Here is a 25,628-nt window from a genome sequence, read left to right as displayed (position 1 = left end):
GATATAAATTAAAAGAATAATTTTATTATATAGGTACAAGTTGTGTGTTTAATCGACTATACTGATTGTTAGTTAAACACCCTTAATTGCCTTCTTTATGGATAAAGAGCCTATTATGAAAAAATGTAACGTGATATTCAGTGCAACGATGATAGCTGTATTCTCGGTTGTAGCTTTTGCTAATGAGCCCGATTTAAATTCTAATCCTTTTCTTGCAGAACATGCAGCGCAACCGCAGGGCGCTCAGGTGTTTTCTTTTACAGAAACGCCAATTGAACTGCACGAACATGATAAAATTAATACTGCCCAAGATACAGGCTATTTACGGCTTGCTTTAGAGACTAAAACGAATGGGTTTGCGTTAGTCGACACATCTCAGATCAAAGATATTGAAAAAGTGATTGCAGAGCACAAAAATGGCCATGAACTATTTCTGCGCACCTTAAAACCTGAAATCATGGCGGCGCAATCAACCGCAGACCAAACTAATTTGTCGCAGCAATTTGCAGGAGACACAGTTGCTTTAGATAATATATTGTTGCAACAAGAATTTACTGTTATGAGTAAAACCGTTGGCGGAAATTTTATTGCCGGTAGCGGTTGGGATCAGTTAACTCAGATTGTCAAGAATGATACGTTTGGTACTGTGATTATAAAAATGTTTAGTTTTAGTCAAAGCAGTGGCGTATATATTGATGCGGACGCGGTGAATTATTATGTAAATAGCAACCCTGGGGTCCTTTATGTACTTAAAGACAATAGCGATAATGTGTACACGAGTTTATCTTGGGCTGACCAAAAGCAATCCTATTCTATTGGTCTTGAAAAAAACATTAATGATATTGGTTTAGCGGGGCGGTTTAAAACGCTAATAACGTCGATGTAGTTGTATTATAAAGTGATCAAATGAATTTATGTAATTGCGAAAATATTGAGATGAACGTTCGTTTTTAAATAAAAGGATTGCATACTCTTTAGGTTAATTAAGCATGTTAAGTATATTTTTCAGCGCTGATAAAGTGAATAATAAACCACTTAACTTTAATAAATGACTATACTAATCTTATTGATTAATCTTAGTTTAAATAAAATCCTTAAAAACTGCTTAATCAGCTTGGCCTATTTTAAAGAATAGGCTTATAATTTAGTTGAATCATATCTAATTTATAACTTTACAACTTAGTGAGTAAAAAATGAAAGAAGTTAAAGCTTTTATTAAATCAGCGAGTCTATCAGACTTAGAAAAAGCACAGGCATTACTTGGCGATGCGATTGCAAAATATACGCAGCAGCAGCAAGCGAAACAAGAAGTACTTGATCTGTTAAAAGCAAAAGGTCTTACTCTTGATGATCTTCAAGACGGTGCCCACGATAAACGCACAAAAGTAATGCCTAAATACCGTATTGAGTTTGAGGGTGAAATTGTTGAATGGACTGGCCGTGGTAAACGCCCTAAAGCATTTCAAGGTGTTGAACTTACCGACCACTTAGCTTAATACTGTAGGGGGTATATACCCCCTCTTTATTTATAAAATAGTTATTCCCCCATTATTTGTTGACCCCTTCGAAGTTGCCACTATGACGTATGTACTACGACCCTATCAACAAGAAGCGGTTGATCGCACTGTCGCTCATTTTCGTAAAACCTCAGATCCTGCTTTAATTGTATTACCTACGGGTGCAGGTAAAAGCTTGGTGATCGCTGAGTTAGCGCGAATTGCCAGAAAGAAAATTTTAGTACTTGCCCATGTCAAAGAGCTTGTTGAGCAAAATGCTGAAAAATATAAAAGCTTTGGCCTTCAGGCGAGTATTTTTTCTGCGGGTTTAAAACAAAAGTCATTGCTACATCAAGTAACGTTTGCCAGTATCCAATCGCTGTCACGCAATCTTGAGCAACTTAACGAACATTATTCGTTAGTGATCATAGATGAATGTCACCGTGTCAGTGGTGAGCAAGATAGCCAGTACCAAAAAGTGATCGTTGCGCTAAAAGCATATAATCCGCAGTTAAAAGTACTTGGGCTTACCGCTACGCCTTATCGTATGGGAATGGGCTGGGTTTATTATCGTCATTATCATGGTTTTGTTCGAGGCGATAAAGCGAGTCCATTTCGAGAATGTATTTTTGAACTACCCCTACGTTATATGATCAAGCATCATTATTTGACTGCGCCAAAGGAAGTGGATGCGGCGATCAGTCATTATGATTTTTCTTCTTTACAAAGTGATTCCTTCGGACGCTATACAGCCGATGATATGAACCAGTTGCTAGAAAAGCATAGCAGAGCAACCAAAGCTATTATGCAGCAAGTTATTCAGTACAGCGAGCAACGCCAAGGGATCATGATTTTTGCTGCGACTGTAATGCATGCAAAAGAAGTCTATGGTTATTTGCCTGAACAACAAACGGCTTTGATCACCGGGGATACTCCTAACGCTGAACGTGACCGTATTATTATGGAATTTAAGCAGCGCCGACTAAAGTATTTAGTCAATGTATCGGTGCTCACCACTGGGTTTGATGCGCCTCATGTTGATTTTATTGCTATTTTACGCCCGACAGAGTCGGTTAGTTTATACCAACAAATTGTTGGTCGAGGCCTGCGTTTAAGCGAAGGGAAAACCGAGTGTTTGGTAATTGATTATGCAGGTAATGGCTTTGACTTATTTTACCCCGAAGTAGGAAGTAAAAAAGGCGATAGTGATAACGAGCCTGTACAAGTACTTTGCCCGGGTTGTGGTTTTGCCAATATATTTTGGGGAAAAACCGATACACAAGGTAAAGTGATTGAGCATTTTGGCCGTCGCTGCCAAGGTTTACTCGAAGATGATGATGGCTCAAAAGAGCAATGTGATTACCGTTTTCGCTTTAAAGAATGTGAAGCGTGTGGTGCGCAAAATGATATTGCCGCACGTCAGTGCCAGTCTTGCCATGAGGTAATGGCTGATCCTGATGATAAACTACGTGCTGCATTAAATTTAAAAGATGCATTGGTATTACGTTGCAGTGGTTTAAGTGTTGTTAGCCTTGCAAATAACGAACATATTATTAAAGTTACTTATTATGATGAAGATGGTGCTAGTTGCGATGAAATTTATGATTTCTCAAAGTCCGGCGCCCGTTATGCGTTTAATAAACAATTTGCTCAGCGTACTGCTAATGGTCAAACACCCACAGAATATAAGTCAGCTGGACAAGTTATTGCTGGACAGATGCAGCTTGTTGCACCGGATTTTGTTATTGCTAGAAAGAGTAAAAAATATGGCTGGAAGGTTGCCGATAAACTATTTGATTATCAAGGTAACTTCAGAAAGGCAAATCAGCTAAGCTATTAATAAGCTTAACTGATTTTAGACTTAGGCGTCGTCGCCATCCATTAATCCCCAGCCATCACCATAACCGTTATAGCCATTTGCAATACTTTCTAAATATTGCTCTGTTTGGCCAAGTAAAGTGTGATCTGGCACCATCTCTACCTGAGTTACCACTTCCCAAATACCGGTGTCTGTGCATTGCACTAATTCGGTGGCAGGGGAGAGTTCATCTTTGGCTATCGCGGTGGCAAACTTTTCGGCATCTACTTTTTGCTCAAATAAAATATAGAAATCAATTTTGTGCATTTGGGCCAAATCTATACCCGCAGCGGCGATTTCAGCTAAAAGTTGGCCATTGTCATCATCAGGAAAGTGCATTTAAAAACTCAATAAAATTATTTCAAATTAGTATCGACTATTGTAACCAAAATAAAGCACATAAGCGTACTAATTTTCACATTTGAGTTACTGCGTGAAGTGACTTCAATATGGTACTATTTCAATAATTATCGGTAAATTGTTTTTAAGTAAGGAAATTACTTGCCTAGTTGGATATTAACTCGCTTTGCGGTTGGTTTATTTTTATTTTTTTCGTTTCATGTATTTGCAGCTGCGCAAGTGGTAACTAGTTATGAAATTAATGGTATTAAGGGCGATCTTGAAAAAAACGTTGCGCTGTACTTAAAACAATTAGAAGGTGACAATGCAACCAGTACTTTGTTAAGTCATGCAAAAAAACAAGTGGCGAGTAGTTTAAAAGCACTTGGTTATTATAAACCGACCATTAAGTTAAATTATAATAATGAAACACAAACCTTAGTGGCCACTATTGAGCGCGGACCTGTAACACGAATTGCAGACGTACGTATTACTGTCCAAGGTGATGGTAAAGATGACCCTCTACTCAAGCATAGCATCAACACTATTAATTTAAATCAAGGGGATATTTTAAATCACAGTAACTATGATGCGGCGCGTAAAAAAATTGAAGGGCAATTGCTTGAGTTAGGATATTTTGATGTTAAATGGCTAGCACACCAACTCGCAATTTCATTAAAGAATAACAGTGCTGAAGTGATCCTAACGATCGACACCGGTGTTCGTTATCAATTTGGTGAGTTAGTTTTAGGTGAAGAAACTCGAGCTGAAAAATACATCCGTTCTATTGCAAAATTTCAGCAAGGTGAAGCTTATAAAGCAACCTTGGTATCTGAGTATAACTTAGCGCTTTCAACCACTCCTTATTTTGCCAGCGTACGTGTTTACGCTGATATTTCTAATCGTGCAAATAAGCAAGTGCCTATTAGGGTTGACGTGCTACACAAACCTGCCAATAGTTATGAAATAGGCGGCGGCTACAGTACAGATCTGGGGCCCAAAGTGCGTTTTAAATGGTCTAAGCCTTGGATCACTGAAAATGGCCACTACCTTGAAAGTAACTTAAATGTGTCACAGCGTCAGCAAGATATTTCACTTGGTTACACTGTCCCTGTTGATGATCCAAATGATGACTTATGGCGTTTTTCTGTTGGTTACAAGTTAGAAGATGAGTTAACTAACGACGTATACAGTAAAATTCTCACAGGGCAACTACAACGGCAATGGTTGACCAATGATAACTGGGTTCGTACCGCTTTTTTACGCCGCGATCGTGAAACATACCGAATTGGCGATACAGAGCAAAGCTCAAAAATGTTAATGCCCGGGCTCAGTTACGCTAAAAAAGTTACCGAGGGAGGCACAACACCATCATCAGGATATCAATGGCTGGTGTCGGCAGAGTTTGGCTTAAAGGACATGTTTTCAACTACTAATATCGTCAGAATGCAGATACAAAATGCTTGGTTGCAAACATACCTTGACCGACATTTGATTTTTTTAAAAGCAAATATTGGTGCAATGTTGGTTGATGATATTGATAACGTACCATTTTCACTGCGTTTTTATGCTGGTGGTGATCAAAGCGTACGTGGTTTTGCATATCAATCAATATCACCTGAAGATGAAGCCGGTCGTTTGATTGGTGGTAAATATCTAATTACAGGTACTGTTGAATATAATTACCAGTTTGCAGAAAGTTGGCGAGCAGCCTTATTTGTAGACAGCGGTACAGCGACCAATGACTTTACTGACCGTGTAGAAGTGGGGGCTGGGTTTGGTATTCGTTATTTAACACCAGTAGGCCCTGTGAGAATTGATCACGCGTGGGGACTCACTAAAGAAAGTAACAGTACACGATTAAGTATTACCATAGGGCCTGAAATTTAATGTCAAGAATGAAAAAAATCATCACCGCACTCACAGTGTTTCTTGCCTCGGTATTCGTGCTGGTATTTTGTTTATTATTTACAGCACCGGGTAATCAGTTGATTGCCTATACCGCAAACAAACTAGTCGATGGCTTACACATAGATATTAACAATGGCCGTTTTTTATATAACGATTCATTTGATGTGCGGTTTCAACAAGGTGGCTTAGATTTTAATGCTAAAAACCTAAAAATCGATCTATATTGGTGGGGATGTGAAGGTATTTGCATCGAAAATATAAGTGCGCAGAGCATGGCACTGGTATTGCCCGATACTTCACAAAATTTAGCTGATGATGAAGCGACTGTTCCAGAGCTGCCAGTTGCCAGTAGTACTGATGAAATCAGTTTACCGATAGCAGTTTCGATTAAACGTATCGCAATTGCATCGTTTAAGCTTGCTCATCCCAGCGCTGATGTCACAGTGACAAAATTTGCGCTGTCAGCCTCGGCAGAGCAATCCCTGGTGACGTTAAAATCACTCTCAATTGCTCAAGTTGATGTGCTGCTCAAAGAGACTCAATCACCTCCTAGCGAACCACTAACTGCACTTGCGGCGTTACCTGACATCCATTTTAGCTCGCCGCTTGCAGCAACACTTGAGCAATTATTGGTATCGAAAGTAACGATTGTACAGGGTGAGCAAAGTCATGAAATTACAGATATTAAAGGTGCTTTCTCAATTGCAAAAAATCAACTGATATTACCTTCATTCAGTGCTGACTATTTGCAATGGCATTTGAGTAGCCAATTAAAAGCCTCCTTAGTTGATGATACGCCGGTTACGGCAAAAATAACTCTTAACAATCCAGAGCATCAGCTCAGTTTGGCTGTGGATGGTGATTTACACGATTTGCAATTAGATGTAGTCACCCAAGGGCAATATCCGCTAAGTGCAAAAATAAACGCAGATTTAAAAACGATAAACTTTCCTTTTTCAGTCAATGCAAATATTACTCAGTGGCAGCTTGAAGTAGATAACAACGCTTTAGAGATTAGTGATGTGCAGTTAACCGGCAAAGGTAATGCTGATGATTATAAGTTACAGCTAATAGCACAAAGTCAGTTGGCGGCATACCCTAAGGTACAGTTAAAATCCTCTCTTAAAGGTGGCCTAACCCAGATCCACGTCGATGACTTGTCATTGTTAGCGAACGAGAGTAAAGCCACTATTACAGCGTCTGCGCGTTGGGATAAAGGTATTCATAGTGAGTTTTCAGGGCAATTAACTCATTTGAAAGCCCAGTACCTAACAGATGCGCTAACAAGTGATCTTTCAGGGCAATTTAACGGTGTTTTCAGTGCTAAGCAGCAGCAATGGCAGCTGAAAATGACCAATACTCAGCTAGCTGGTACGCTGAACGATATACCATTTAGCTTTGCCTCAGACTTTGATTTAAATAACTCACTGTATGCAAGTATTGATAAGTTTGAGCTTGCCAGTGGTGAAAATAAACTTACATTATCTGGTGATATCACTAAGCAGTGGAATATTAAAGGGCTGTTACATTTAAATAAAGCGCAGCAAAATGAACTCGAATTTACCGGCGTTGGTGAAGGTAAGCTTGCGATAACTGGGCAACGATTGGAGCCGATAGTTAATTTAGATGTTGGCATCAGTCATTTAAGCTTTGCTGATATTGCGATTGAACATTTAGCGCTCAAAACAGACTTTAATTATGCCGCTGATTGGCAAACCAATGTGAGTTTAAAACTCACCGATGCGAGCGTATCTGGTCGTCATATCAACAGTTTTACTATAGCAGCTGCAGGTGATAAAGCTGATCATCAACTGCAACTTAATTTAGATGCCGCTGACGGAGAAGCTCAATTTGAAGTTGCTGGTAAATTTATTAATCAAGTATGGCAAGGCCGTGTCAGTGATGTATTACTTACTGATAATGTTATTCGTGTTAGCACACAACCGGCGGTTGCAATTGAATTTAATATCGACAATGGCGATTTTTCGGTGCAGCAACATTGCTGGAAAAGTGACAATAGCAAACTTTGCGTTGAGCAGCTTAGCCAAACTAACCAACAAGGTCAGTTTAAAGCGCAACTGGATAATTTTGATCTAGCCGAAATAAAACATTTATTACCTGAGAATATTATTACCGAAGGGGGCTTGAACGGCCAACTAAATGCGAATTGGCAAAACACTCAATTACAAACTTTAACAGCAGCAATTAGCTCACATGATTTGGCGGCTACGCTTATAAATGAAGATAAGCGCTATCGTTTACCAATAGAAACGTTTTCGCTTAACGCGACCGCGGATCAACAAAATACACAATTGCAGGCTCGTCTAAGTTCTAGTGTGATTGGTGATATCAGTGCTGACCTCAATGCTGAAGATTTAACTGGTCAGCAATTGCTTCGTGGTCAACTTATGATTGATAAGATTTTATTAACCGATTTACAGCCTTTTATGGGTACTCTAGAGCAATTAAAAGGCAGTATTAGCGGGCAAATTGCGTTAGCTGGCACGCTCAGTGCGCCATTGTTAAATGGTGAACTTGAGATTTCCGACGTGAATTTACAAGGCGAGCAACTTCCAGTCGCGATTGTGGATTCAAATATTAGTATCGCATTTGATAAAACCAAAGCGACCTTAGAGGGTCAGTTAAAAGATGCTGAAGGCGGTGACTTAGCACTGACCGGTGATATTGATTGGCAAGGGACTCAACCTGCAGTTAACTTAGCGGTACTTGGTGAGCAGTTTTATGTGCGTGCGCAGCAAGGAGTGATTTTTAAGATCTCCCCAGACTTAAAAATAAGTTTAGTTGATAATGCTTTTAAACTAGCAGGGCAAGTGGTTGTTCCGTATGGTCGAATAGAAATCGAAGAGTTACCAGAAGGCGCTGTGCGAGTCAGTGATGATGAGATTATTATTGATAAGCAGACTAAGCAAACGCAAGCAGTGCCTTTTGATTACGATATAAACTTAAAGCTAATTGTTGAAAACGATGTGCGTATAAAATCTTTTGGTTTGGAGTCAAAAATTGAAGGTGATTTAGCGATTAAAATGGATCAACAAACGCCAATGATCACCACCGGTGAATTGAATTTACGACAAGGGACATATCGTTCATTTGGTCAAGATTTGATAATTCGCACCGGGCAAATTGGTTTTAGTGGCCCAATTGATAAGCCGTACTTAAATATTAAAGCGATCCGTAATCCAGCCAATACAGCTAATGATGTTATTGCCGGGATCACTTTAACAGGCAATATCGACCAGCCTGTATTCAAAGTGTTTTCAGAGCCTGCAATGGATCAAGCACAATCACTCGCTTACTTGTTAAATGGTCAACCATTAGGTGAAGGTGATAGCTCAACCGATGCGATGTTAACTCAGTTGTTGCTATCGCAAGGGGTGAGCCGCAGCGAAGGAATGGTTTCTAAAGTTGGTGAAACGTTTGGTTTATCTGATGTGAGTTTGAGCTCTAAGGGTAGCGGCGAGGAAACCAAAGTTGAAATTTCGGGTTACGTTGCGCCAGGCATTCAAGTGAAATACAGTGTGGGGATTTTTGACTCCCTTAGTGAAGTGGCTGTACGCTATCAGTTACTGTCGCAGTTATACATTGAAATCACCAGTGGCCTGTATCAAAATGTTGATATTCTTTATAAATTCGATTTAGATTAATGGTCATGATGCATTGAGAGCCTATATTTTAGCTTATTTATTTTGTTTTTTTAGTGGCTTAGCTAACACGCAATTAAGTGTTAGCTAAGCCGAAGGTCATCCTTATCCTGCTGAGTTACTCGCACTGGTATTAAGTAAGTCTGCTATCACTATTGCGCAAGCTAATTTAAAAAATCGTCTAATTGTTCAGCTTCGCAATCCCTTATTGCCGCGCAGTGCGCCGATTCAGCAACAACAATTTTGGCTTGATAAAAAAACCTTAACCCAATAATGTAGCACCACTAATAATAAAAAAAGTTGTGGGATATGTTGAAAAAATCATGCTTAGCTGCGGTTGCGTTAATCTTGAGTCAAACAAGCGTGGCAAACACGGTTGAACAACCAACAGTCAGTGATGTAATGAGTAATGTAAGCGCATCAGAATGGCGAATGGTAGACACTGATAATATCATTAAAATTACTCTACCTTCGGGCGCGGCGTATATTGAACTTAATCCATTACTTGCACCAAAACACACACAGAATATAAAAAAACTTGCTCGTGAAGGCTTTTATAGAGGTTTGAGTGTTTACCGTTTTGTGGAAGGTTTTGTAGCCCAAGGCGGTGATGCCAGTGGTAAAAAAGTAATTAACACTGCAAGTAAAGCTGTACCTGCTGAGTTTTATTTAGCGACTAAAATGGCACTTAAAATTACCGAACTGGATAGAGAAGATGGTTACGCTGCAATCACGGGGTTTTTAAATGGCTTTGCAGTGGCACAAAATGAAGCGCAAACCCAAACTTGGCAAGTACATTGTAACGGTATATTTGCGATGGCAAGGGATAATGATATTAACAGCGGTGGCACTGAGTTTTATGTCACATTAGGTCATGGACCTCGTTACTTAGATAGAAATATTACCGTATTTGGCCGGGTGCTAGAAGGCATGGCTCATTTTAATCTGCTCTCACGCATAGAAACAGCAGGAGAGAAATTTAATCCAATAACGGATCTGCAAGTTTTAGCTGATATAAGCAAAGAGGACCTGAGTCAATTTAAGATGCTAAAAACAGATTCTAATAGTTTTAAAATGTTGATTAAAGCGCGTCAAAATCGCAGTGAAGCATGGTTTGTAGAAACGCCTAATTATGTTGATGTATGCGGTATGTCAATACCAACTAAAAGAGTTAGTGAGCTAGAAAGTTAGCGAGTTGAAAATTAACCCCGAGCGGGCTCGGGGTTCTATACAATAAAATGACTATTATTGGCGGTTTATTTTCACGTTAAATGGTATTGTATCGTGATCTGTGGATCGATATGGGTTGATATCAAGGCCACCACGTCGGGTGTAACGGGCATAAACTTCAAGCTTGGTAATCTTCAATTGCGTGATTAAGTCACAATAAATACGCTCAACACATTGCTCATGAAACTCATTATGAGTACGAAAAGAAATCAAATACCGCAATAAAGACTCTTTACATACTTGCTCACCGGTATAGCGAATAATAATACTCGCCCAGTCAGGTTGTGAGGTGATCAAGCAATTAGATTTTAATAAGTGACTGTGCAGTGTTTCAGTCACTGTATTTGTCGCGACCGCTTGTAAAGAGTTAGCATGTAAATGGTAGTTATCAATTTCAATGTCTAAGTCGTCAATGCACTCACCAGGCAACGGCGTACAGGGTAAACAGTTATAATCACTCGGGCTGTACAAAGTAACATTGACGGGCTTTGCTACTGCTGTCGATAGATCCGCAGTTAGAATAGCCTGTACGTCATCAATTGAATCAAAACGGCTTTGATTAAAGCTATTTAAATATAACTTAAAAGACTTTGATTCAATGATATGGCTACTTTGACAAGGAAATTCAAAGGTGGCCACGGCAACCACAGGTTTACCTTTTGCGTTTAACCACGACAGCTCATAGCCAGTCCAAAGATCTTGACCTTTAAAGGGTAAGGCACTTTCATCAATGTTTAAATCATCGCGGTTAAGTTTACGTGCGATCGGAAACAATAAGCTCGGTGTGTAGGTATCTACATACTCGGTTGACTGGCCAAGTACGCTGCCTTTTAGTTCAGGTGAATTGCTGTAATCTGTCATGTTACGTCTTTTATAGTTACAATAGCGCCATTATACCTAAAGCTTATGAGTTTCACAGTATGAGTATTGCTACAGAATTAGAACAACTTCATCAACGATTTGCCCAGCGCCAGTTAGAGCAGACAGATTCATTACCATGTATTGAGCACGACAGTGATTGGTCAAGCCCTTGTGAGGTTGGCAGTGCGGATGCAAATGGTATGATCCAATGGCAGGCGACGCGTCGCAGTCCTACAGGCTCTTTAACTGATTTAGCAGCAGCCCTTGAGGTTGAATTTCCACAAGCACTGAATGAGTATTATGGCGCGTTTTTCGCAGGAGCAATTACTGCCAAAATAAACCAACATAGCGTGGAGTTACTGCAAGCTTGGAATGAAGATGACTTTGATTTACTGCAGCAAAATATAACCGGGCATGTATTGATGAAGCGTAAGCTTAAGCAAGAGCCAACGGTATTTATAGGCTTAACGGATCAAGACGATTTATTAGTATCAGTATTAATTTCTTCAGGTGAAGTATGTTTGGAGTATGTCGGAAAGAAACCGCATCATACCTTAGCGGCTAATCTTGGAGAGTTTATTGCAGCACTTGAAATATAACAATGCTAAAAAAGGGAACTGCAGTTTCCTTTTGTTTTATTACTGAAAATCCCACGATATATTAGACACTAAACCACATGGTTCACATCTAAAATCAAATAAGCCAAACCATGATTCAGGTAACTTCCACTCGTTATTACAGCCTGGGCATTTACGTTCAAGCTCAGATGCTTTGTCTTTGCCACCAACCCGATACAAATAATAATAAACTGGCTTTTTAGTTAAAAAGCTAACACGTTTGGCAATATCTTTACCGCGACGAGAAAGATCGCTATCAATGTTTGATATTTCATCTAATGCAGGAAATTCACAACGCGTTGCACCATTAATTTGAATTTGGTCGCAAGCTTGCCAGTCTTCTTGCCATTTTATTAAAGTTTTATAATCACCATTGGCAATCGCGGGTATTTTAAACAACGGAACGGGTAAAAAATCATCACCGCAATACAGCGGACTACATGTATGCACATAGGTTGTATATAAAATATAGCTGGACGGCTCATGACACTCATCTGCACCATTAGAGTGAATATCTTGGCCGATCACTTTTACTTTTGGTGCCAGCAATCCAGCGCTATGTAATTTATCAATGCTGTGTTTTACAAATGGACTGTTGTTGAGCGGGTGCATTGCATCATCAGTTGGACACATAACACGCGTTACAAAGTAGCCATCTTTTAATACTGTTGGGAATTCTTCTCCCATTATTTGCCCATTAAAGCGCAGTGCATTAACTAAGCGGTTTATCGCTTGTTCGGCATTTTCAAGGGTCGTATCTTGGTAACAATCAAACGTTAAATCAACAACAAACATGATGGATCTCTAATTTATTATTTTTCAAGTAGTGCCAGTAAGCGGTCTAGTTTTGTTTCGATGCGATCAAGTTGACTAGAGTTGTCTACAGTCTCACTTTTTTGCTGAGGTTGTTTTGCTAAATTATGGATAGAATCAGGGTTATTTTTATATTGGCTAACAGCAGCAATAATAACAGGCAATGGAATAGGTTGTGTCAGTTTACTTTTAGTTAAAGCTACAGTAGGAATTTTGCCTTCATCAAGAAGGGCTTTAATTGCATCAAAAACAACAGCATTCATTCGATTTTTAAACTCTTTAAAGTAAGGCATAGCACTAACATGTGCTGCGCCGGGTATAATAACAGGTGGTTGGCCGTAGCCAAATACTTTTACTGCTGACGTAAACGTACATCCAGTTCGTCAATCACTTCACTCCAATCACCATCTTCTGCTAATGATTCAGCAATAAAATGTTGTTGTGCTTGATCCCAAAAAGGGGCGTCTTGTAATAATGTTGTGGCGGGTAATGAATGAGCAGCAATGAAAGTGTCAATCTCAGCCTCTGAACTTGGTAAGCCGAGTTGTTTGAATAATGTATTGATATCGTGTTTAGTGGTATCCATGTCATGCCCCTTGATGGTAACGGTAAAACAGTTATAGAACTTTATGATGGGTTGTTAGAGTTTAACACCCGCTGAATTTGCCTTTTAACGCAGATAGGAATATACCTATAGTTGTTGATGTACAAAAAATCAAAATAATAAAAAGGACTAGCTATGACAGTTGAGACTGAAAATGAGACATTTCGAGTTCAATATATCGCTGCAGAAGACATTAGTATTGCTGCGAGCTTAATCTATCAAGCTTATCATGATGATCCGCTATTGCAACCAATGCTCAATTATAGTGAGGCGAATAAAGCCGTTTATGAAAAAAAATTACGTGCTCTGATCCGTGAAGAGCTCAGTACTTTTTGGCAAGAAAAACAGCCGCTGATTGGTTTATATAAAAATGATCGTTTAAAAGCGGTTGCGTGTGTATTCGAATCATCAAGTCAGCTGCAAGCACAGCGCTATTGGCACTGGCGTTTAAAGTTAATGCTTAGTGCTGGCTATTTGCAAACAAATCAATTAATTGAAAAAGAGCAAACGATCCGTAATGCGCTCGCAGCACAAGGAAATTACTATTTTTTAGCCTTTATCGCAGTTGATCCTCATTTTCATGGTGAAGGCCTCGGCCGTCATCTACTGCGTGGCTTGAATGATTTAGTTAGCGGTAATCCAGCTGCATCGGGTATGGCTGTATTTGTAACCCAAGATAAACATACCGCGTTTTTTGCCAGTGAAGGTTTTGTGCACTTACAACAACTGACTTTTAACAATGTACAAGGTGAACTGCTATTTAAATCAGCTCAACAGCATTGATTTAAGATAAAGCGCCATAATGGAAATGTCACTGTAGGAGATGTCTCACATTATCGTGCGCTTAAGCCTTTTATATCGCTGTGATCATGATTGATTTCATCGTAACAAACTGTTTTATAGTGAAAAAATTGTTTTGGCAAATTTGTTACATGAAAATTATTATTATTTATGACTACCGCTGAGTCCACTTTGCTTTAAACTTTACTTTGTCAAGACGACACAGACTCAATGAATGAGCTGCTGCCAAGGAAACGGATTATGGCAATTAAGCAAGATGCTTAGCAGGAAGCAAATGGACAAGTTAACACGGATGCAAGGATGAGTTAGGACACTGCGAGGATGCGGTACATTAGCGGAGCTAATGATAAGGATAGCCCAAAGGATTATATTACAGGAAGTAATAGGAGCGTTTGGAAACGCAGGACGGCCAGGTAGGCAAAGAGGATAACACTAGGATGTGTAGGATATTGCATAGATGCAATGTGAGGGTGTATTTGGATATATACCCGTTCAGGGGATAGATAAAAATGGTAGCTTCGGCGTAGGTATGGATGCCTTATTATGGACGAAGTCAGATTGGGGCGTAACTATATGTTACGCCTTAGTTTTTTATAGTTAACGTGAAATGATTAAATATCAGTGTGCGCTGCTAACTCGCTAACTCGCTAACTTGCTAACTCACTAACTCACTACTAAATCTTATGCGGCGGCACTAAAACGCTTTTCAGCATTTCATTTTCCATAAATAACACCCCTTGATAAACGCTTTCACCATCACTGGAAAATTCAAAAATAAACTCGCTTTTGATACCAGGTTTGCCGCTTTTTAAAAGGCCAAAGCGGCGTTTAGTGCAGGCGACACTCATTAATTGCACTTGTAGCTGGTCGCTTTGACGTTTTGCGTGTGCGTTGGCAGCTTCAGCAACTTTACGATTAAGCCAAAACAAATAAATTACACTACCAATGATAATGAATGTCCATAAACTTGCCATTTACGAGAATAACCTTCCAATTGCTCGCGCGAGGGTTTCGCTGCGATTTTCTTTACGAAGTAAACCTAATAAGTGTGGTCGAATACTCGGTATTGCAACTAAGTCAGCAAAAATACTTGGGAAAAGCTCTTCAATTTGCTGATGATGGGCGCAATTGTCCATAAAAATATGTAACCGCTCAGGATCAGTGAGCAAGTTAAAACAACGTCCTGCTATGGTCAGTAAAACATCCGATTCTGTGGCAATTTCTGAATCTAAAATAGTATCCACTAATTGTGCCGTAAGTGTTTGCGCTTGTGCTTTTGACATTGCACGTAGGGCACAACACAGTGCTAAGGTATCTTTTTGCGCAATGGCTTGCTGGGCGTAGCTTAACAATTGTTGACTAAATATCGACGGTATTTCAACATGTTCAAGCATTGCGCTGAGCGGTTGTAATACTTCAGCTGGCAGTTGCTCCCAGGCTTGTTGTAATGACGCTAGATTTTTATCGCTATCTAAGCGTAATGCAAAATCAGCAATACCCTGTACTGCCACACTTTGCCAATTATCAAACCCTAGTTTGCCACTAAAATACAGTTGGGTGTACTCATAATATTGTGAGGCAGGTTGTTTTAATAACACTTTTAACTGTGCATTAAATGTAGCTAGTTTATTTGCGTTAGGTGTAAACACATACGGGTTATTATCAAGCTTCCCGTCAGCTTGCTCGCCGGTCAAATCATTGCCAAGTGCTTCTATTACCATATTGGCAAAGTGATCGCGACTGGCGCATACCAGTTTGCTTTGCTCATCAACTGGAAACTTTAAAAACCACACGTAGGGCTCGCTACTGGCTTTGCTATCCCAAAACTGAATAGCTAACCATGCATGGCCTGCGAGCGGGAAAGGATAGGGGATCTGTGCTTGCTCAATGGCTAAAAATTGCTTTTTATCTAGCTTGGTAATATGTCTGCCAATATCAAAAACGCGCCAATTTGTGCCTGCGCCATCAAGTAATTGCCCTAAGGTTGCGATCTGCTCGGTCATAATGATCCACTGATTTTTACTGCAAAATTCGTTAAATTATACGCCATAGCAGGCCATGTTGGAACAGGGTATAATCAAGCAATGATAATCAACAAGGGTGGTTATGTACCAACAGACCCAAACTTACTTAACGCAACTCGAAGACTTATTAAAACAGCATCAACTTTGGCAAAATACTCCAATTGATCCGCAAGCGTTAAACTCAACAGTGCCATTTTGTCACGATACTATGGCGTTTGAGCAGTGGTTACAATTTGTATTTATTGAAAAAATGCAAATGTTAGTCGCTCAACAACAGCCGTTACCGAGTAATTTTGCCATCGCGCCAATGGCTGAACTCATGTTAGCGCAAAAAAATGGTGGTGCAGCTGTGATGCAATTATTAGCTCAGCTTGATAAGTTATTAGGAAGAGAAGTAATAGTGAATGAACGTCCAGCCCCCGTTGAGTTTGGCGAGCTTGAAATTTTGTACCGTGATGAAAACTATATCGCAATTAATAAGCCTTCTGGTTTATTAGTACACCGATCATTTTTAGATAAACACGAAACACAATTTGCGATGCAGATGCTGCGCGATCAAATTGGCCAGCATGTGTTCCCTGTGCATCGTTTAGATAGGCCAACATCAGGTGTGTTACTGTTTGCATTGAGCTCTGAAGCTGCACGGGACATTAATCAGTTATTTATTGATAATCAAATCTCGAAACGTTATCTCGCGTTAGTGCGTGGTTTTGCTCCGGAGTCGGTGTTTTTAGATAAACCACTAAAAGAACAGCTGGATAAAATTGCGGATAAGTTTGCTGATCAAAATAAAGCCCCACAAGAGGCACAAACTCAGTTTAACTGCTTGCAGCAAGCAATGTTACCGATACCAATTGATAAATACCCAACAGTGCGCTATTCGCTGGTGGAGTGCTTTCCTAAAACTGGTCGTAAGCATCAAATCCGCCGTCACTTAAAACATTTATCACTGCCTATTATTGGTGATGTTAATCATGGTGATAATCAGCATAACCAATTTTTTAGAGAGCATTTTGCATTACGTCGATTAATGTTATTTGCAACTGAGCTTAATTTTGTGCACCCTTATACTCAACAACAAATCAATATTAAAGCGCCGCTAGGTGAAGCAATGCTCACTATTTGTCAACAGCTTGGCTGGCCACATCAAGAGAAGGATTATTAATGGCAACTATTAGCATATTTGTAGGCAGTGTTTATGGTGGTGCCGAGCGTTTAAGTGACGACGTTATTGACGCAATAGAACAAGCAGGGCACAGCGTAAATTTAGTTGATCAACCAACCATTGCAGATATTCAGCAAGCCACACATATTTTAGTGATCACCTCGACCACCGGACAAGGTGATATTCCTGACAACCTTGCTGGTTTTTTTAACGAGTTGAATAGCACTTTTCCTATGTTAACTGCTAAGCCATACGGTATTATCGCCATGGGCGACCGAAGTTATGGTGATACGTTTTGTGGCGCAGGGCGAAGTTTTGATGAGTTATTTCGTGACTTACAAGCACAACCTATCGGTCATCGTTTAGAAATCGATGCCTGTGAAGATTTTGAACCTTGGCCAGTAACTCAGCCATGGCTCCAAGAGTGGTTAGCTAAGTTACCTCAGTAGATAATAAAAAAGAGCGAAAACGCTCTTTTTTATTATCTGTATAACTTCGTTTAGGTGCTTTTCACATCCACTTTAAGCTTTAACTTTTGTCCTGGTTGTAAGTATTTTTGTCCTGATAAGTCATTCCATTTGATAATATCGTTGACTGTTAAATTAAACTTAGCTGCGATGCGAGCCAGAGAGTCACCACGGCGAACTTTATAGGTGATTGTTCGATTGGTACTGGCTAACGCCGCCTGAGGGGTCTTAGGGCTCTGATAAACCGTTAACTTTTGTCCTAAACGTAACACACTATTCTTTTTAAGTTTATTCCAGCTAGCGAGTTCATTAATGGTTACATCGTACTCTCGGCTTATATCCCATAAAGTATCGCCATTTTTAACCGTATGCGAGAGCTTCTTTTGACTATTGTTATTCACCGCCATACGCATTTGCTTTGGTAAGTGTTTACTATTGATTGCACCGTCACTTAACGGCACTAATAATTGCTGACCAATACGAATGGTATTTGACTTTAGTTTATTGAGTGATTTGATAGCACTGGTGCTGGTGGCAAACTTTTTCGCAATCACCGATAAACTGTCACCGCTTGCGACAATATATTGTTGCCAACGCAGACGATCTTTCATCGCTGTTTTAGCTAATAATTGTTGAAACTGCTCAACTTTATCTGTTGGTAATAATAAAAAGTGAGGACCATTTGGATCCGTTGCCCAGCGATTAAAACCTGGATTTAAACGATATAATTCAGTCAGGCTAATATCAGCCATATCCGCGGCCAGTGCTAAATCAATTTGTGAACCTACATCAACCGCTTCAACAACTTGTGCATTGATAATCGGGTTCCACTTTATCCCAAAGTCATCTTGGCGTTTTAATAAGTCTGATAATGCTAATAGTTTTGGTACGTAGGTGGTGGTTTCACTGGGTAAATCAAGAGACCAAAAATCAGTAGGCAAGTGCTTTTTACGGTTCTTTTTTATGGCGCGTAATAAACGCCCTTCACCTGAGTTATAGGCCGCGATGGCGTTGAGCCAATCACCCTCTAAGGTTTTATGTAAATAAGATAGATAATCAAGCGCCGCACGGGTTGATTGTACAATGTCACGACGACCGTCGTACCACCAGTTTTGCTTTAAATCAAAACGCTCACCAGTTTGTGGCATAAATTGCCAAATACCTGATGCACTGCGGTATGAGTAGCCAAATGGATCAAAGGCACTTTCAACAATCGGCAGCAATGCAATTTCGATTGGCATATCGCGTTTTTCAATTTCTTCTACAATAAAATGTAGATAAGGCTCAGCACGTTTTGAAATACGGTCTAAATAAGCTTGGTGTCTTGCGTAGTAATTACGCTCAGTGACGACAGGGCGATTTTGCGGGACTTCAATCGATAGTTGATAACGAATACGCTCCCATACATCATCAAAAATAGGTGCTTCATCTACATCATTTACTTGGTGATATTGCGCATTGATCATCAACGCTTCGCTAATATCATTTGGGCTTGCGCCTTCAAGTTGCGATTGTTCTGGGTGATTAGCAACTAGGTCATCAGGTTGTGTTGATGTTAATGTTTGACATCCACTTAGCACTAGTGCTAAGGCTAAAACAAGGGGGGATTTATTCATAAATACCAATGCATCAGGTAAAAAACTCGGCGAATACTACCTGTAATGAGATAACATTGCCACTTTTTGACTATCTAAAATCGTAATAATCAACTATCTAAAAATTTAATTGCTTGATTATTATTAGATTGTTTTTTAAAAATGGTCTTTCCAGATTCTAAGACCTGCAAAGTTTTGCCAAGGTTCATTATTTTGTAAGGTGTTTTTTGTACTCGGATTATATGTTTCAGGTAAGCGCTTTAGTATTCCAGTAATATCAGTTCGCATAAATGGGTTTATTTTTAGCTCTAATGCGAGTGTACTTGGTAAGGTAATTTGATTATTTTGACGCTGAATATCTACCCACTGTGCGTACTCAATTAAATCGCGGTTGCTAGGTTCCACCGCCAACGCAAAAGCTAAATTTGCCTGCGTGTATTCATGGGTACAATAAATTTCACATTCAGGCGGTAATTTTTTTAATTTATCAAAAGAGTGCTGCATTTGCTCAGCGGTTCCTTCAAATAAACGCCCACAGCCACCGCTAAATAAAGTATCACCTGTAAAAGCAAGCACAGGATTAGTGTAACAAATATGATCTAAGGTATGTCCAGGTGTTGTTATGATGGTAAATTCCGTACCAAGTACGGTTATCTTATCCGCGTCCATTAATGGTTTTGTGATCCCTTTAAATGGACTATTGTGTGGGCCGTATACATCAATACCTACAAATTTTTCACACAAAGTGGCTACGCCATCAGTATGATCATAATGATGATGGGTAACTAAAATACCCGCTAAGGTCAAACCTGCTTGGTTTAAATAAGTTAACACTGGTTCAGCTTGACCTGGGTCAACTACCCATGCTTGCGAACTTGTAGGGTCGCTAAGGCACCAAATGTAATTATCAGAAAAGGCTTTAATTGCTTTGACTTGCACCATGTGACATTGCTCTATAAAGTGACGATATCAAACAGTATAACGAGCTCAGCGTATGAAACCAGCCCTTAGTTTTCAAGAAGGACCCAAACCACTGTCGTGGCAAGAGTTTCCTCATGGTGACTATTTACGTAGTGATATAGAACGTAAAATGGCCAAGTGGTTACCGCGAATGTTTGGCTATCACATGTTAAAACTCGGTAATCTCAGTGGCGAACTTAATACCAGTAAAAGCACCATTAAACACCAAGTCTGCGTAGCAGAGTCAGGACCATTTACAGGTGTTGTTGCCGATATAGATGAGCTCCCTTTTTACGAGCACAGTGTTGATGCCTGTATATTAAGCCATTGCTTAGAGTATCACACCGATCCGCATCATATATTACGTGAAGCACATCGCACCTTAATACCAGGTGGCTATATGGTGATCACCGGGTTTAACCCATTTAGTTTATGTGGACTGGCGCAATTGTTGCCCTTTAGCGGTCAAAAGTTGCCATGGACGGGACGCTTTTTTACTCCCGCACGAGTAAAAGATTGGCTTAACCTATTAGGTTTTGAAATAGTCAGTGATGAACGTTTTATTTATTCGTCATTAGCACGAGGCAACCGTTTATCGCGGTTTGCGCCATGGCGACGTTTTACCAAGCAATATCTAAAACCCATGGGAAGTGTGTATATGTTGGTCGCTCGTAAACGAGTTGCGCCTTTGACACCCATAAAGCCTAAATGGCACGCTCGTCCACAGTTTGCTCCAGTAAAAGGAGCGGGTTTACGGCAAACCTCAAAGCAACACTGTGAGCGGAAGCGTTAAATAACGCTGACTGTTTTGCTGTGCTTTTGGTAATTGGCCTGCGCGAATATTCATTTGTATTGCTGGGTGCAATAATTTAGGCGCACTGAGTGTTGCATCACGGGCGCTACGGGTTGTTATGTAATCTTGCTCAGAGGCTTGTAGATGAATATTACTGGTGCGCTGCTCGAGTACCGATGTTTTGTTGGCAAGCGGGCGATCACCCGGCTGATAGTCGTGGCACATCCATAAAATAGTTTCATCGGGCAGGGCTAAAATACGTTGCAGTGACTGATAAAGCGTTTTGGCACTGCCACCTGGGAAATCACAGCGTGCAGTACCGCTATCGGGCATAAAAAATGTGTCACCAACAAACAAGTTGCCTTCAATTAAATAACACACACTGTCTGGAGTATGACCTGGTGTCGCTAATACAGTAACCTTGTGTGCGCCCAGTGCAAAATGCTCGTTATCAGTAAATAGCTGTTCAAATGGGCTGCCATCACATGGCATATCAATATTATACAGGCGGCTAAAATGCTCCTGCACTTGTATTATTTTTTTACCGGTTGCTAACTTGCAAGGATGATATGTCGCAAGTTGCTGCTTTATATAACTGGCGGCAGTAATGTGATCTGCATGGGCGTGGCTTTCTAAAACCCACTCAAGAATAAGTTGGTTATCGTTTATATGGGCAATGATCTCGTCGGCGGTCTGAAAACTTAACGTACCGCTAGCAGCATCAAAGTCAGCAGGGACATCGATCAACATGGCAGATTTAGTGGTTTGGCAAGACACTAGATAAGTAAAGGTAGCACTTTGCTGATGAAAAAAAGACTCGATCGAGATTGCCATTTAACAACTCCATTATTTAATATATCCAAAGCTTATATCATATAACTAAGTTGTTAAATGGTTTATGATGAATTACCTACTAATATTATTCAGGGTTGTAACCTTCATCGACTAATAAATCTTTACTGCCAGCGGCATCACGCGCCAAATCATCAACAATTTCATTGTATTTATTGCCGCTATGACCTTTTACCCACTTCCAAGTCACATTATGACGGGCGCAGGCTGCATCAAGACGCTGCCATAAATCGACATTTTTAACTGGTTTTTTAGCAGCCGTTTTCCAGCCTCGCTTCTTCCAGTTAGCAAGCCATGATTCAATACCTTGTTTCACGTATTGGCTGTCGGTGGTGAGGTTTATCTCACACGGGCGGTTTAAACTCTCAAGAGCAACAATTGCTGCGAGCATTTCCATTCGGTTATTGGTGGTGAGGGTATAGCCTTGGCTTAATTTTTTTTCGTGGTCATTATAAAACATAAAAATACCATAACCGCCGGGGCCCGGATTACCTAAACATGAGCCATCGGTGTAAATCTCTACGGTTTTTTGCACTGTTTTCCCTTGATCTTATGTACAATAAAGTGATTATAGAAAGATACCAGAGTCAGGCTAAATTCGATATGGCACGTAGACAAATAGTTTTAGATACAGAAACCACCGGCATCGACCCTAAACAAGGGCATCGTATTATTGAAATTGGCTGTGTGGAATTAGTGAATCGTCGTTTAACCGGCAATAACTTTCACGTTTATATCAACCCACAGCGCAAAAGTGACGAAGAAGCCATTGATGTTCATGGTATCACTAATGAGTTTTTACGTGATAAACCGTTATTCCATCAAATAGCTCAAGAGTTTCTCGACTATATTAAAGGGGCGGAGCTGGTAATTCATAATGCGCCGTTCGATGTCGGTCATATGGATAATGAATTTGCGTTGCTCAATCAAGGTTATCAAAAAACCCATGATTACTGCCAAGTTCTCGACACCCTCAAAATGGCGCGTGACTTGCATCCAGGACAGAAGAATAACTTAGATGCGTTATGCCGGCGTTATGATGTAGATAACGCTAAGCGTACCTTACACGGCGCACTACTGGATTCTGAGATCTTAGCTGACGTTTATTTAGCGATGACGGGGGGGCAGGTAAAGCTCAATCTTAATCAAAATAAAAATCAAGGCAGTGAGCAACAACAAAAAGAACTGCGTCGTTTAGATTCAAACCGTCCACCGCTGGTGGTCTTACAAGCCAACAATGATGAGCAACTCGCTCACGAAGAGCGATTAAATATAGTCAACGAAGCCGGTGGTCAATGTATATGGCGCGCCGAATAAGGCAAAACATGAGAAGCATAATGTTAGTTGTGTGTTTGGTTATGATGTTACCAAACACCAGCAGTGCAACAAATGAAGATAAAATAACCTTACTGCAGCGCGATGGGCGGCAAAATGAAATTCCTTTACTGGAAAATCGTTTTCGTATTGATTATAAAGTTGACGAAATCACCTTATTATTTTTTCGCAAGCCCGGTGCACCAGCAGTGGTATTGGTAAAACCCGATGGCAGTAAATATTATGCAACCTCGGCGAGAAAAGATGACAACCTACAATGGTTTGATGAGCTAAGTTATGATCTGATTACTATTAAGCAGCCAATGCCTGGGCCTTGGCAGGTCGTTGGTAGTATTTTGCCGAAAAGCCGGATTGTGGTGTTAGGAGAAGTAGAATTACAAGCCGAACCATTACCCCCATTACTGTTTCGTGGCGAAACAGTTAAAATTACAGGGCAAATACTAAATGATGGTGAGCCGATTCAAGTGGGCTTGTTTCGGGATGTGGTCAGTTTAAATGTTGACTTTATTAGCACCAATAACAGTGACTTTGCAAACTTTGGCGCTGGCACTCAGAATGTTGCTGAATTTAAAGACGATGGCCGTGGTTTCGATGAGCGCCCTAAAGATGGTATTTTTACCGGTGAATTTAAATTAGTTTTCCCAGCCGGACAATGGCGACCAGAGCTATATATTGAAACCCCATTATTAAAGCGCACCGTGGTGCAAGATCTTATCGAAGTTAAAGAACCCCCCTTTAGTTATGAAATCGCCTTAGCCGAAGATGACCTGCAAGAACATCATTTAACTATTACCCTCGATAACCAAATAGTGCAACCAGAGACGGTATTGATCCAAGGTAAAATTTATTACCCTAATAATGAAGAGCAAATGTTTACGCTTGATGCTAAAAACAGTTTGACCCGCCAGCTGACGATTAAAAATTATGATTGGGGGCGATACAGTGTTGAACTGTCTGTTTTTGGCACTAATGTGAATGGCCGTGAATTTATGGCAACTTTACCGACCTATAAATTTGAAATCGAGCGGCCAATTGAAGTGGTGCCTGAATTACCAGCACCAATTATTACCCCAGCACAGCAACAAGAAATAGAAAGAGTTGCTAAGGAAGCCGAATCAATGGCAACAATTACATTTATTAGTTTAATTGTTGGCGGGAATTTACTGGTTTTGCTGTTGGGTTGGTTAGCAATTCGTGTATTTGTGCAGAAAAAATCAATCATGCCGAAAATCAACTTACCATTTTTGAAGAAAAAAACAGCAGTTGAAAATGAGCCGCAAAGTAATGAAAAAAAAGAACTCGACAAAAATGGTTCAAAAAGTGATAGATCCGGTGAAATTTTAAACCTTTCGATGTCAGATGACTAAAAAACCTGTAAAAAAACAAAAAAGCCCTTGACGAAGTAGGGGTTGGTTCGTATTATTCACGCCGCTGTCAGGGGAGACTCAGACAGCAACGAAAATGTGGAGTGGTAGTTCAGTTGGTTAGAATACCGGCCTGTCACGCCGGGGGTCGCGGGTTCGAGTCCCGTCCACTCCGCCAATTTTCGACAATTTGTAAGTACACGCTGGAGTGGTAGTTCAGTTGGTTAGAATACCGGCCTGTCACGCCGGGGGTCGCGGGTTCGAGTCCCGTCCACTCCGCCAACACTTACACAACATATGGTTGTAAAACATATTCTTATTATGGAGTGGTAGTTCAGTTGGTTAGAATACCGGCCTGTCACGCCGGGGGTCGCGGGTTCGAGTCCCGTCCACTCCGCCAATAAGAAAAAATAACAGTTTAAATATGCGCTGGAGTGGTAGTTCAGTTGGTTAGAATACCGGCCTGTCACGCCGGGGGTCGCGGGTTCGAGTCCCGTCCACTCCGCCAACTATTTAAACAATGTTATATTACAAAATTTGTATGCTGGAGTGGTAGTTCAGTTGGTTAGAATACCGGCCTGTCACGCCGGGGGTCGCGGGTTCGAGTCCCGTCCACTCCGCCAACAAATTAAGTAATAACAAGTATAATGATATCTCTGCGGAGTGGTAGTTCAGTTGGTTAGAATACCGGCCTGTCACGCCGGGGGTCGCGGGTTCGAGTCCCGTCCACTCCGCCACTTGATATCAGTAATAAAATTAGTAAGTGCATTACCCCATGCACATACCACTGCGGAGTGGTAGTTCAGTTGGTTAGAATACCGGCCTGTCACGCCGGGGGTCGCGGGTTCGAGTCCCGTCCACTCCGCCACTTGTTATTTCCT

At 40.5% G+C, this 25,628-nt stretch carries 24 protein-coding genes, 7 tRNA genes and 1 pseudogene; 21 read left to right on the top strand and 11 right to left on the bottom strand.

The features are described 5' to 3' along the window. The first annotated feature begins 115 nt into the window (after positions 1–115). From FW757_RS14610 to FW757_RS14600, 3 genes are all read left to right on the top strand, one after another. Positions 116–886 carry a hypothetical protein gene (locus tag FW757_RS14610; RefSeq protein WP_182784861.1) on the top strand — a complete coding sequence of 257 codons (771 nt, stop codon included), beginning with the start codon at positions 116–118 and terminating at the stop codon, positions 884–886. A 307-nt stretch (positions 887–1,193) separates the two neighbouring features. Further along, positions 1,194–1,496 (top strand): H-NS family nucleoid-associated regulatory protein, encoded by a 303-nt coding sequence (locus tag FW757_RS14605; RefSeq protein ID WP_182784863.1) that lies wholly within the window; start codon positions 1,194–1,196, stop codon positions 1,494–1,496. 82 nt (positions 1,497–1,578) lie between these two features. Beyond that, positions 1,579–3,336 (top strand): DEAD/DEAH box helicase, encoded by a 1,758-nt coding sequence (locus FW757_RS14600; protein WP_182784865.1) that lies wholly within the window; start codon positions 1,579–1,581, stop codon positions 3,334–3,336. A gap of 21 nt (positions 3,337–3,357) precedes the next feature. Here the strand turns inward: FW757_RS14600 and FW757_RS14595 are convergent, their stop codons facing one another. Beyond that, positions 3,358–3,693, bottom strand: coding sequence for a ribonuclease E inhibitor RraB (locus tag FW757_RS14595; RefSeq protein WP_182717941.1), 336 nt, complete (start codon positions 3,691–3,693; stop codon positions 3,358–3,360). 174 nt (positions 3,694–3,867) lie between these two features. Between FW757_RS14595 and FW757_RS14590 the strand changes: the two genes are divergently transcribed. The 3 genes from FW757_RS14590 to FW757_RS14580 all read left to right on the top strand — a co-directional run bounded on the left by FW757_RS14590 (position 3,868) and on the right by FW757_RS14580 (position 10,457). Further along, positions 3,868–5,583: an autotransporter assembly complex protein TamA gene (locus FW757_RS14590; protein WP_404936145.1), complete on the top strand. Its 1,716-nt coding sequence runs from the start codon at positions 3,868–3,870 to the stop codon at positions 5,581–5,583. Then, positions 5,583–9,269 (top strand): autotransporter assembly complex protein TamB, encoded by a 3,687-nt coding sequence (tamB, locus tag FW757_RS14585; RefSeq protein ID WP_182784867.1) that lies wholly within the window; start codon positions 5,583–5,585, stop codon positions 9,267–9,269. The genes FW757_RS14590 and tamB overlap by 1 nt, the downstream gene beginning before the upstream one ends. A gap of 306 nt (positions 9,270–9,575) precedes the next feature. Beyond that, positions 9,576–10,457, top strand: coding sequence for a peptidylprolyl isomerase (locus tag FW757_RS14580; protein WP_182717944.1), 882 nt, complete (start codon positions 9,576–9,578; stop codon positions 10,455–10,457). Positions 10,458–10,511: 54 nt separating this feature from the next. Here the strand turns inward: FW757_RS14580 and queF are convergent, their stop codons facing one another. Further along, positions 10,512–11,357 carry an NADPH-dependent 7-cyano-7-deazaguanine reductase QueF gene (gene queF, locus FW757_RS14575; protein WP_182717945.1) on the bottom strand — a complete coding sequence of 282 codons (846 nt, stop codon included), beginning with the start codon at positions 11,355–11,357 and terminating at the stop codon, positions 10,512–10,514. Positions 11,358–11,416: 59 nt separating this feature from the next. Between queF and syd the strand changes: the two genes are divergently transcribed. Next, the gene (gene syd / locus FW757_RS14570; RefSeq protein WP_182731911.1) at positions 11,417–11,956 is read left to right on the top strand and encodes a SecY-interacting protein; all 540 of its coding nucleotides are present in this window, start codon (positions 11,417–11,419) and stop codon (positions 11,954–11,956) included. A 39-nt stretch (positions 11,957–11,995) separates the two neighbouring features. Here syd and FW757_RS14565 read toward each other — a convergent pair whose 3' ends face one another. From FW757_RS14565 to FW757_RS14555, 3 genes are all read right to left on the bottom strand, one after another. After that, on the bottom strand, positions 11,996–12,769 hold the full coding sequence (locus FW757_RS14565) for a Zn-ribbon-containing protein (protein WP_149982924.1): 774 nt from the start codon (positions 12,767–12,769) through the stop codon (positions 11,996–11,998). Positions 12,770–12,786: 17 nt separating this feature from the next. After that, positions 12,787–13,050, bottom strand: a complete 264-nt coding sequence (locus FW757_RS14560; protein ID WP_182784871.1) for a hypothetical protein — start codon at positions 13,048–13,050, stop codon at positions 12,787–12,789. 89 nt (positions 13,051–13,139) lie between these two features. Then, a complete protein-coding gene (locus FW757_RS14555) occupies positions 13,140–13,373 on the bottom strand; it encodes a DUF2789 domain-containing protein (protein ID WP_145241632.1) in 234 nt (77 codons plus the stop codon). A 153-nt stretch (positions 13,374–13,526) separates the two neighbouring features. Here FW757_RS14555 and FW757_RS14550 point away from each other — a divergent pair, with 153 nt between their 5' ends. After that, positions 13,527–14,174: a GNAT family N-acetyltransferase gene (locus tag FW757_RS14550; RefSeq protein ID WP_145241634.1), complete on the top strand. Its 648-nt coding sequence runs from the start codon at positions 13,527–13,529 to the stop codon at positions 14,172–14,174. A 692-nt stretch (positions 14,175–14,866) separates the two neighbouring features. On the opposite strand, the gene FW757_RS14545 is transcribed toward FW757_RS14550, so the two are convergent. Then, positions 14,867–15,166 carry a DUF3301 domain-containing protein gene (locus FW757_RS14545; RefSeq protein WP_169019573.1) on the bottom strand — a complete coding sequence of 100 codons (300 nt, stop codon included), beginning with the start codon at positions 15,164–15,166 and terminating at the stop codon, positions 14,867–14,869. Then, entirely contained in the window at positions 15,167–16,195 is a 1,029-nt protein-coding gene (locus FW757_RS14540; RefSeq protein ID WP_182784873.1) for a DUF3549 family protein, read from the bottom strand. 103 nt (positions 16,196–16,298) lie between these two features. Here FW757_RS14540 and FW757_RS14535 point away from each other — a divergent pair. The 3 genes and pseudogenes from FW757_RS14535 to FW757_RS14525 all read left to right on the top strand — a co-directional run. Continuing rightward, positions 16,299–16,586: pseudogene (locus tag FW757_RS14535) on the top strand (YqcC family protein); the annotation flags it as partial. A gap of 30 nt (positions 16,587–16,616) precedes the next feature. Then, positions 16,617–17,381 carry a tRNA pseudouridine(65) synthase TruC gene (gene truC / locus FW757_RS14530; protein ID WP_310736236.1) on the top strand — a complete coding sequence of 255 codons (765 nt, stop codon included), beginning with the start codon at positions 16,617–16,619 and terminating at the stop codon, positions 17,379–17,381. Continuing rightward, positions 17,381–17,830 carry a flavodoxin gene (locus FW757_RS14525; protein ID WP_149982930.1) on the top strand — a complete coding sequence of 150 codons (450 nt, stop codon included), beginning with the start codon at positions 17,381–17,383 and terminating at the stop codon, positions 17,828–17,830. Before truC ends, FW757_RS14525 begins: the two co-directional genes overlap by 1 nt. Before the next feature lie 50 nt (positions 17,831–17,880). Here the strand turns inward: FW757_RS14525 and FW757_RS14520 are convergent, their stop codons facing one another. Beyond that, complete coding sequence (locus FW757_RS14520) at positions 17,881–19,464, bottom strand: lytic transglycosylase (RefSeq protein ID WP_149982931.1); 1,584 nt, start codon at positions 19,462–19,464, stop codon at positions 17,881–17,883. 135 nt (positions 19,465–19,599) lie between these two features. Further along, on the bottom strand, positions 19,600–20,385 hold the full coding sequence (gene gloB / locus FW757_RS14515; protein ID WP_446441364.1) for a hydroxyacylglutathione hydrolase: 786 nt from the start codon (positions 20,383–20,385) through the stop codon (positions 19,600–19,602). Positions 20,386–20,437: 52 nt separating this feature from the next. Here gloB and FW757_RS14510 point away from each other — a divergent pair, with 52 nt between their 5' ends. Next, on the top strand, positions 20,438–21,196 hold the full coding sequence (locus FW757_RS14510) for a class I SAM-dependent methyltransferase (RefSeq protein WP_145241649.1): 759 nt from the start codon (positions 20,438–20,440) through the stop codon (positions 21,194–21,196). Here the strand turns inward: FW757_RS14510 and FW757_RS14505 are convergent. Further along, positions 21,167–22,030: an MBL fold metallo-hydrolase gene (locus FW757_RS14505; RefSeq protein WP_149982933.1), complete on the bottom strand. Its 864-nt coding sequence runs from the start codon at positions 22,028–22,030 to the stop codon at positions 21,167–21,169. The genes FW757_RS14510 and FW757_RS14505 overlap by 30 nt on opposite strands. 85 nt (positions 22,031–22,115) lie before the next feature. Further along, positions 22,116–22,583, bottom strand: coding sequence for a ribonuclease HI (gene rnhA, locus FW757_RS14500; RefSeq protein ID WP_145241653.1), 468 nt, complete (start codon positions 22,581–22,583; stop codon positions 22,116–22,118). Between the two features lie 68 nt (positions 22,584–22,651). Here rnhA and dnaQ point away from each other — a divergent pair, with 68 nt between their 5' ends. From dnaQ to FW757_RS14455, 9 genes are all read left to right on the top strand, one after another. Then, a complete protein-coding gene (gene dnaQ / locus FW757_RS14495) occupies positions 22,652–23,365 on the top strand; it encodes a DNA polymerase III subunit epsilon (protein ID WP_149982934.1) in 714 nt (237 codons plus the stop codon). 41 nt (positions 23,366–23,406) lie between these two features. Further along, a complete protein-coding gene (locus tag FW757_RS14490) occupies positions 23,407–24,750 on the top strand; it encodes a TIGR03503 family protein (protein ID WP_404675522.1) in 1,344 nt (447 codons plus the stop codon). 98 nt (positions 24,751–24,848) lie between these two features. Then, positions 24,849–24,925: transfer RNA gene (locus tag FW757_RS14485), tRNA-Asp, on the top strand. A gap of 27 nt (positions 24,926–24,952) precedes the next feature. Beyond that, positions 24,953–25,029: transfer RNA gene (locus tag FW757_RS14480), tRNA-Asp, on the top strand. 41 nt (positions 25,030–25,070) lie between these two features. After that, a tRNA-Asp gene (locus FW757_RS14475) sits at positions 25,071–25,147 on the top strand. A 31-nt stretch (positions 25,148–25,178) separates the two neighbouring features. Continuing rightward, positions 25,179–25,255, top strand: a tRNA-Asp gene (locus FW757_RS14470). 38 nt (positions 25,256–25,293) lie between these two features. Continuing rightward, positions 25,294–25,370, top strand: a tRNA-Asp gene (locus tag FW757_RS14465). A gap of 37 nt (positions 25,371–25,407) precedes the next feature. After that, positions 25,408–25,484: transfer RNA gene (locus FW757_RS14460), tRNA-Asp, on the top strand. Between the two features lie 54 nt (positions 25,485–25,538). Beyond that, a tRNA-Asp gene (locus FW757_RS14455) sits at positions 25,539–25,615 on the top strand. The last annotated feature ends 13 nt before the right edge of the window (positions 25,616–25,628 follow it).

It is taken from the genome of Pseudoalteromonas sp. 1181_04, assembly GCF_052850545.1.
The sequence above is the reverse complement of the archived record's forward strand: the minus strand, read 5'-3'. Positions and strand labels throughout refer to the sequence as shown.

Coding starts and splice junctions, on each gene's coding strand:
- FW757_RS14605 (WP_182784863.1), top strand. CDS start 1,194: ATGAAAGAAGTTAAAGCTTTTATTAAATCAGCGAGTCTATCAGACTTA.
- FW757_RS14540 (WP_182784873.1), bottom strand. CDS start 16,195: ATGACCGAGCAGATCGCAACCTTAGGGCAATTACTTGATGGCGCAGGC.
- FW757_RS14545 (WP_169019573.1), bottom strand. CDS start 15,166: ATGGCAAGTTTATGGACATTCATTATCATTGGTAGTGTAATTTATTTG.
- FW757_RS14550 (WP_145241634.1), top strand. CDS start 13,527: ATGACAGTTGAGACTGAAAATGAGACATTTCGAGTTCAATATATCGCT.
- FW757_RS14520 (WP_149982931.1), bottom strand. CDS start 19,464: ATGAATAAATCCCCCCTTGTTTTAGCCTTAGCACTAGTGCTAAGTGGA.
- dnaQ (WP_149982934.1), top strand. CDS start 22,652: ATGGCACGTAGACAAATAGTTTTAGATACAGAAACCACCGGCATCGAC.
- FW757_RS14525 (WP_149982930.1), top strand. CDS start 17,381: ATGGCAACTATTAGCATATTTGTAGGCAGTGTTTATGGTGGTGCCGAG.
- FW757_RS14580 (WP_182717944.1), top strand. CDS start 9,576: ATGTTGAAAAAATCATGCTTAGCTGCGGTTGCGTTAATCTTGAGTCAA.
- queF (WP_182717945.1), bottom strand. CDS start 11,357: ATGACAGATTACAGCAATTCACCTGAACTAAAAGGCAGCGTACTTGGC.
- FW757_RS14490 (WP_404675522.1), top strand. CDS start 23,407: ATGATGTTACCAAACACCAGCAGTGCAACAAATGAAGATAAAATAACC.
- gloB (WP_446441364.1), bottom strand. CDS start 20,385: ATGGTGCAAGTCAAAGCAATTAAAGCCTTTTCTGATAATTACATTTGG.
- FW757_RS14565 (WP_149982924.1), bottom strand. CDS start 12,769: ATGTTTGTTGTTGATTTAACGTTTGATTGTTACCAAGATACGACCCTT.
- FW757_RS14505 (WP_149982933.1), bottom strand. CDS start 22,030: ATGGCAATCTCGATCGAGTCTTTTTTTCATCAGCAAAGTGCTACCTTT.
- FW757_RS14560 (WP_182784871.1), bottom strand. CDS start 13,050: ATGAATGCTGTTGTTTTTGATGCAATTAAAGCCCTTCTTGATGAAGGC.
- FW757_RS14610 (WP_182784861.1), top strand. CDS start 116: ATGAAAAAATGTAACGTGATATTCAGTGCAACGATGATAGCTGTATTC.
- FW757_RS14510 (WP_145241649.1), top strand. CDS start 20,438: ATGAAACCAGCCCTTAGTTTTCAAGAAGGACCCAAACCACTGTCGTGG.
- tamB (WP_182784867.1), top strand. CDS start 5,583: ATGTCAAGAATGAAAAAAATCATCACCGCACTCACAGTGTTTCTTGCC.
- FW757_RS14555 (WP_145241632.1), bottom strand. CDS start 13,373: ATGGATACCACTAAACACGATATCAATACATTATTCAAACAACTCGGC.
- FW757_RS14595 (WP_182717941.1), bottom strand. CDS start 3,693: ATGCACTTTCCTGATGATGACAATGGCCAACTTTTAGCTGAAATCGCC.
- FW757_RS14600 (WP_182784865.1), top strand. CDS start 1,579: ATGACGTATGTACTACGACCCTATCAACAAGAAGCGGTTGATCGCACT.
- syd (WP_182731911.1), top strand. CDS start 11,417: ATGAGTATTGCTACAGAATTAGAACAACTTCATCAACGATTTGCCCAG.